We start from the raw sequence: 6,161 nt of genomic DNA, 5'->3' as shown, positions 1-6,161 counted from the left end.
CCTGCCTGCTGGCCAACACCCTCACCGCCTGCTGCCGCGCAAACAAACTGCCAGAACCAGAAGGCCTCACAGCCTGACCTGTTTCACTGGGGCGCACTAAATGCGCCCCAACGCACCAGTAAATTGTCCAAGCGCCAAATTTGACCATGATGTCAACGGGCTAAAATTCCCCCCTTTAAGGTTTGAATGTCTGAATGGCGCGTGGTAGCCAGGGTATCCCAGCCGTTTACAGTGTGTGAATTTTAGCTTTCCGGGGCTTTTGGCTGGGTCCCTGAAAGTGGTTTTTGATATGGTATGACTTCAAAGCTAAGACCCATCTTAAGCCTGTGCAGCCCACAACGTGTGGTGGCCGGAGCGTTCTTCCTTCCTATGCTGGCTTACGCTTTTCCGCCGTTCCAGATGTCTGATTTGCCTTTTGTCATATGCTTCTTATTTTGGTTCGGGGTGATGGGAATCGCCGTGACGTCGACCTGGATGGCCCGAAAACTGATCCGCGAATCCGGGACTGTTCTAAACCTGCCGGTGCGTGATCTGGCAATCGCCCTGTTTGTTTTGCTGTTGTTTATCCCGTCCCTTTGGGTGCTGGCCGTGGTTCTGTTTTCCATTGGGGGCCACTCCGCACCCGGCATCCCGCGGGTTATTGGATACAGCGCCTTGTTTACAGCTGGCCTGATTCTGACCAGCCGGGCAGAACCCAAAAGCGCTCCACCATCATCCCCGGCGCCGCGGCTTGCGCGACGGTTGCCTGCGTCTTTTCAAGGGCAGATCTACCGCCTGAGCTCGCGTAATCACTATGTGGATGTGGTCACATCAGAGGGCACCTTTGCGATCCGGTTACGGCTCTCTGATGCGGTTGGGGAAATGGAGCCTTTGCGCGGGCATTGTGCGCACCGGTCCCATTGGATCGTGGATGACGCAGTCACAGGCACTGAGAAGGTAGCCGACAGAATCTACTTGAAGCTGGTGAATGGTGACCTGATACCGGTCAGCCGGAAGTACAAGCCGATGCTTGAAGGCGACGGGTTGATATGATCTCAGCGCGGCATTGGGATGATTTGTGGATGAGGGCCGGTCAGGATGGCCATTGCCCGGTCGCTCATCAAGTCACTTACAACTTTCTCGGAACTTCGTAGCCCACCTGTATAGGTGCCATAGGCCGGTAGGATAAGTCGTGCATTATCCATCAAAAACGCTGGGCGTGTGATCGTCCGACCGCGTGCCCTAATGCGGGTCTTGGGATGATAGTGCCCCGAGATTTCGCTGTGATCACCGGGTTGGGCGATATGACGAAAAACCAGTGGACCTACCGCGTATTCAGCCAGATGTGTTCCGCCCAGGTCTATTGGACCCGGGTCGTGGTTTCCTTCGATCCAAATCCATTGTCGGCCTGCTTGCAGGGCCGTCAACGAAAGCTTCTCGGCAGTGCCCAATGCAGCCAATGCATCCAAATCGTCAAAGCTGTCGCCCAGACAGATGACAGTTTGCGCGCCGGTTCTGTCGATGTCGGCTGCCAGCCGGGTCAGGGTGTCCTGACTGTCATAGGGCGGCAAAGAGGGACCACCGCGCCGCGCCATACGTTCGGATTTGCCAAGATGCAGATCGCTGACGCATAACAGTTTCTGGCTTGGCCACCACAACGCACCAGATCCCAATGCGCGCAGGTCTTGTTCAGCAAAGGAAAACGCCAGCTCGTTCATGGTACGTTCTTCACCTGTTTTGATCCTTGGCGCAAGCTGAATTACTTCGCGTCTAGTCCCGCAGCCTGTAGCAACCGGGCGCTTTCCTCGGCCAACAGACGTTCTTCGGCGGCACCTTTGACCGGTACTTTGCCAACCTCCAGAAACAACGGCGCGGCGAGGGGAGAGACCCGATCCAGCCGAACCAGATCTATCCGGTCACCAATTCGTTCAATCATTGTCTCGATACGTCCAAAATCCACTAGTCCGCGCATTGCTTCCTCGCGGGTGATCTGCATCAGAAGGTGGTTGGGGTCATACTTCAGCAGCGTATCGTAAAGAATATCCGAGGAAAACGTAGCCTGACGCCCGCTTTTGCGTTGCCCGCCTGTATTGCGCTCGATCAGGCCTGCTATTGTGGCGGAAGCGCGAAAGGTGCGTTTCATGACAGCGTTGCCCGCCAGCCATGTCTCAAGCCCGTCACGCAGATTGTCCAATTGGAGCAATGGGCTTGGGTCGGTCACAGCATCCATGCCCCAAATCAGCGTCGCATAGTCGGTGGCAACAAAACCAAGCGGCGCCAACCCGGTTTCCTCCATCCGCTTGGTCAATAAAAGCCCAAGGGTCTGTTGCGCATTGCGCCCAGCGAAGCCGTAAACACACAGGTGTTCACGACCGTCATTGGGAAAACTTTCGATTAGCAAGCGATCCCGTTGAGGCAATCGGGACATATCCCGCTGCAACGCTAACCATTCGGCCGTGTGGGCAGGTAGTTGTGGCCAGTCCGGCTGAGCGAACATGCGCAGGATACGGTCGCTGAGTTGGGTCGAGGTCGCGAACTTGGTGCCCGAAAATGTAGCGATCTTGGGCTTCTTGTCCGCCCGGCGGCTGACCTCGACCACCATTTCTCGCAGCCCCTCGTACCGAACGATCTGTCCGCCGATCAGAAACGTGTCTCCGGGCGTCAGAGAGGCTGCAAATGCCTCCTCGACCTCACCCAGCGGTTTGCCCCCGCGATTGCGCTTTAGGCGGACTTTCAGCGTGTCTGTGTCCTGTATCGTGCCCAGGTTCATACGAATACGCTGTGCTGCCCGTGGGTCTCTTAGCTGCCATTTCCCATCTGGCCGCTGCAACAGCCGCTGCCAGCGATCATAGGCGCGCAGCGCGTAGCCGCCGGTTGCACAGAAATCCAAACAGGCGTCTAACTCAGCGCGGCTGAGATCAGAATATGGCCCTGCTGCCGTCATTTCGGTGAACAGGGCTTCTGCATCGAACGGACCTGCCGCAGCGGCGATGAGCATATGCTGGCACAAGACATCCCTTGGGCCCGGTCCGCGCGGTTCGCCATCCAGATCATGGGCCTTTGCCGCCTCCAACGCGGCGACGCACTCGACCACTTCAAACCGGTTCGCTGGCACTAATAGGGCTTTGGACGGGGCGTTGTAACGGTGGTTGGCACGACCAATGCGCTGAACCAGACGCTTGACGTTCTTGGGCGCGCCAATCTGGATCACCAGATCCACATCGCCCCAGTCGATGCCCAGATCCAGACTGCCGGTGCAAACAATGGCGCGTAGGTCACCGCGGACCATTGCAGCCTCGACCCGTTCGCGCTGTTGCCGATCCAGGCTGCCGTGGTGAATGCCAATGGGCAGCCCGTCATCATTAGCAAGCCAAATGTTGTGAAAGAATATTTCGGCCTGCGCGCGGGTGTTGTGAAAGATAAGCGTGGTTTTGTGTTGTTTGATCTGATCCAGCACCGCAGGGATCGAATAGGCCGCCCCTCCACCGGACCAGGGCGGCATCTCTTGCGTCTCAAGCATTTGGATATCGGGGTCGGCGCCGGGATCAGCCTGAATGATCTTGCAAGGATCGGGGTGGCGGGCCAAAAACTGCGCGATGGCATCGGGGTCTTCGACTGTGGCCGACAGGCCGACGCGTCGCAGGTCAGGGCACAAGCTCTGCAAACGGGCCAGCGCCAACATCAACTGATCGCCTCGTTTGCTTTCGGCCAAGGCGTGGATTTCGTCCACGATCACGCGTTGGACGCCTGCAAACATCCGCGGGGCGTCTTCGTACGACGTCAGTAAGGCCAGGCTTTCAGGCGTGGTCAGCAGGATGTGCGGAGGGTCCACGCGCTGACGTTTCTTTTGCGTGGCCGAGGTATCGCCTGTTCGGTCTTCGATGCGGATGGGCAGGCCAATATCGTCCGCCGGGCCGCGCAGGTTGCGGCGGATATCGGCGGCCAAAGCCTTGAGTGGGGAAACATAGAGCGTGTGCAGGCCGGGGCGATCATTTTCCGCCAGTTCGGCCAGTGTCGGCAGGAAACCGGCCATCGTTTTGCCACCGCCGGTCGGCGCAATGAGCAAAGTTGCCGGGTCCGCAGCCCGGTCAAACATCTCTTGCTGATGTGGATGGATGGACCAGCCTTTGGCGTCAAACCAATCCGTGATCCGGGGGGGAATCTGCGTCATGAACGCAGACTACCCGGCCTGTCCCGGAAATGGCACGGCGTTAATTTACGATTACCTCGTCTTTGACGAACATGTTGGCCCAGGCCCTGTCGATCAGGTCGGGGCTCATCTGATAGGGGATGCCCTCAAATTCGCAGATCGAGATCATCTGGTCGATCAGGAAGATCGGCTGATAGTTGGCATAGACGTTGTTGATGGTCGGGTATTTGACCTTCAGCAAATGCACCAGAGCGGATTCATCCAGCGGCATGCCGCGTTTCCGCGCCACCATTGCAAAGATTTTTAGGAAGTCTTCTTGAACGGGACCACCGATCTTGATCTTGAAGAAGATCCGGCGCAGGGCCGCTTGGTCGAAGATCTCATTCGGGTGGAAGTTGGTCGAGAAGATAACCAGTGTGTCAAAAGGCACTTCGAACTTTTCGCCAGACTGCAGGCCAAGAATGTCCTTGTTCTCTTCCAAAGGAACAATCCAGCGGTTGATCAGCGCCTGTGGCGGTTCCTGCTGACGACCAAGGTCGTCCACGATGAAGATGCCGCCGGTTGATTTCAGCTGCAGCGGCGCCTGATAGGTACGTGCAGTCGGGTTGTAGACCAGATCCAGCATTGAAAGCGAAAGTTCACCACCCGTTACCACGGTCGGGCGTTCGCACTGAACATAGCGTGTGTCGAACCGCTTGCGACGGCGCAGGCTGTTGGGGTCATCCGCCTCTTGCTCGATCGCGGTGTGGACGATCGGATCATAGACCGTGATCACCTGACCTGCATACTCAATGGCACGGGGAACATAGACGTTGTCCCCCAGCGCGTCGCGAATACCGTTCGAGATTGAGGATTTACCGTTACCCGGAGGGCCATACATCAGAATTGACCGGCCGGCGCTGACTGCGGGGCCCAGATGGTCCAGCAGGCTGTCGGGCAGAACAAGATGTCCCATCGCACCAGTTAGCTGATCGCGGGTCACCTGAATATTTCGGATTGACTGACGCTTGACCTGTTCCCGGTATACGTCCAGCGGAACCGGCATAGCGCCGAAGTATTCAGATTGGCTCAGCGCGTCCAGTGCACGGGCTTTGCCGGCATCGGTAAGCTGATAGCCCATCTCGTTTCCACTGTTGGCGTTCAGTGTGCCCGTCGCTTCGAGCAGTTTCTGTTCGCGTGCAATGTCTACAAGTTCTTGCGTGACCGCACCTGGCAAACAGATCGCTTCCGCGATTTCCGTGACCGTATCCACGTTCTTTCGGAATATCGTCTTAAGCAGAATGTCCCGCATCATCACGATGGGCAGTTTCATTTCGGCCATACCCTTGGGGGCAGGTGGGGCCATAACCGAGGTCGTCTGCATATTCATGAGCGTTGCCCGTCTATCCACTAATCACGCGAAAAGCCCCACAAGGGCTGCTTGGATAAAATCTTAACCTGCTTTGTGTCAGCACAAAGGCATTGAAAAGGCGGACTGATGATAGTTTATGAGCCGGAAACAGTTCCGAAAATCAAATAGATCGCCAAACTGGCCCCTAACGGGAAACCCATCGGAAATTTCTTGCCCCGATCCCAGCTCTCCCAGTCCGGGGCGATCGCCCGAAGGCGTGTGTGCTTGGCCAGCCTGTGCGTCACATATGCACCAAGCATGGCGCAAGTGGCGATCAGCGTCATAAGCAGATAGTCACCGGCCCAGACAAAGGCTGAGGCGGCAGCCAGAAACTTGGCATCACCTGCCCCCATGACGCCGGCCGCGTTCAACAGGATGCCGAAAAACAAAACGACAACGATGTGCAGCAATTGCCACAGATAGGGCGGAAGTGTCAGGGCAATCGGACCCACGCTGCCGGTCGTCCACTCGGTGGCCCAGGGTGGCAGTGCAATCAACCCGACAACAGCAAAAACCGCGGCCAAAGCGATCACGGCATGATTTTTGATCAGCATGCTACGCAGATCGGTGAAGGCCACATAAAAACAGATCGGCAACACAAACGGCAAAAACCATGCGGCTGCCGTGGCAGGGATATTCATG

The 6,161-nt window shown here is 57.0% G+C and carries 5 protein-coding genes; 1 reads left to right on the top strand and 4 read right to left on the bottom strand.

Annotation, left to right across the window (positions count from 1 at the left end; genetic code table 11):
• The first annotated feature begins 447 nt into the window (after positions 1-447).
• Complete coding sequence (locus tag AC2FIB_RS11750; RefSeq protein WP_496736709.1) at positions 448-1,032, top strand: LytTR family DNA-binding domain-containing protein; 585 nt, start codon at positions 448-450, stop codon at positions 1,030-1,032.
• 2 nt (positions 1,033-1,034) lie between these two features.
• Here AC2FIB_RS11750 and pdeM read toward each other — a convergent pair whose 3' ends face one another.
• From pdeM to AC2FIB_RS11730, 4 genes are all read right to left on the bottom strand, one after another.
• Positions 1,035-1,697, bottom strand: a complete 663-nt coding sequence (gene pdeM, locus AC2FIB_RS11745) for a ligase-associated DNA damage response endonuclease PdeM (RefSeq protein WP_496736710.1) — start codon at positions 1,695-1,697, stop codon at positions 1,035-1,037.
• A 41-nt stretch (positions 1,698-1,738) separates the two neighbouring features.
• Entirely contained in the window at positions 1,739-4,150 is a 2,412-nt protein-coding gene (locus AC2FIB_RS11740; protein WP_496842104.1) for a ligase-associated DNA damage response DEXH box helicase, read from the bottom strand.
• Positions 4,151-4,190: 40 nt separating this feature from the next.
• The gene (locus AC2FIB_RS11735) at positions 4,191-5,498 is read right to left on the bottom strand and encodes a DUF8689 domain-containing protein (RefSeq protein ID WP_109313459.1); all 1,308 of its coding nucleotides are present in this window, start codon (positions 5,496-5,498) and stop codon (positions 4,191-4,193) included.
• A gap of 116 nt (positions 5,499-5,614) precedes the next feature.
• Positions 5,615-6,160, bottom strand: coding sequence for a prepilin peptidase (locus tag AC2FIB_RS11730; protein WP_109313458.1), 546 nt, complete (start codon positions 6,158-6,160; stop codon positions 5,615-5,617).
• Position 6,161: the final 1 nt, after the last annotated feature.

The organism is Ruegeria sp. YTSA072 (genome assembly GCF_059610285.1).
The sequence above is the reverse complement of the archived record's forward strand: the minus strand, read 5'-3'. Positions and strand labels throughout refer to the sequence as shown.

Bases quoted from the DNA above. Each gene is read 5' to 3' on its own strand.
- AC2FIB_RS11750 (WP_496736709.1), top strand. From the start codon at position 448: ATGGGAATCGCCGTGACGTCGACCTGGATGGCCCGAAAACTGATCCGC.
- pdeM (WP_496736710.1), bottom strand. From the start codon at position 1,697: ATGAACGAGCTGGCGTTTTCCTTTGCTGAACAAGACCTGCGCGCATTG.
- AC2FIB_RS11740 (WP_496842104.1), bottom strand. From the start codon at position 4,150: ATGACGCAGATTCCCCCCCGGATCACGGATTGGTTTGACGCCAAAGGC.
- AC2FIB_RS11735 (WP_109313459.1), bottom strand. From the start codon at position 5,498: ATGAATATGCAGACGACCTCGGTTATGGCCCCACCTGCCCCCAAGGGT.
- AC2FIB_RS11730 (WP_109313458.1), bottom strand. From the start codon at position 6,160: ATGAATATCCCTGCCACGGCAGCCGCATGGTTTTTGCCGTTTGTGTTG.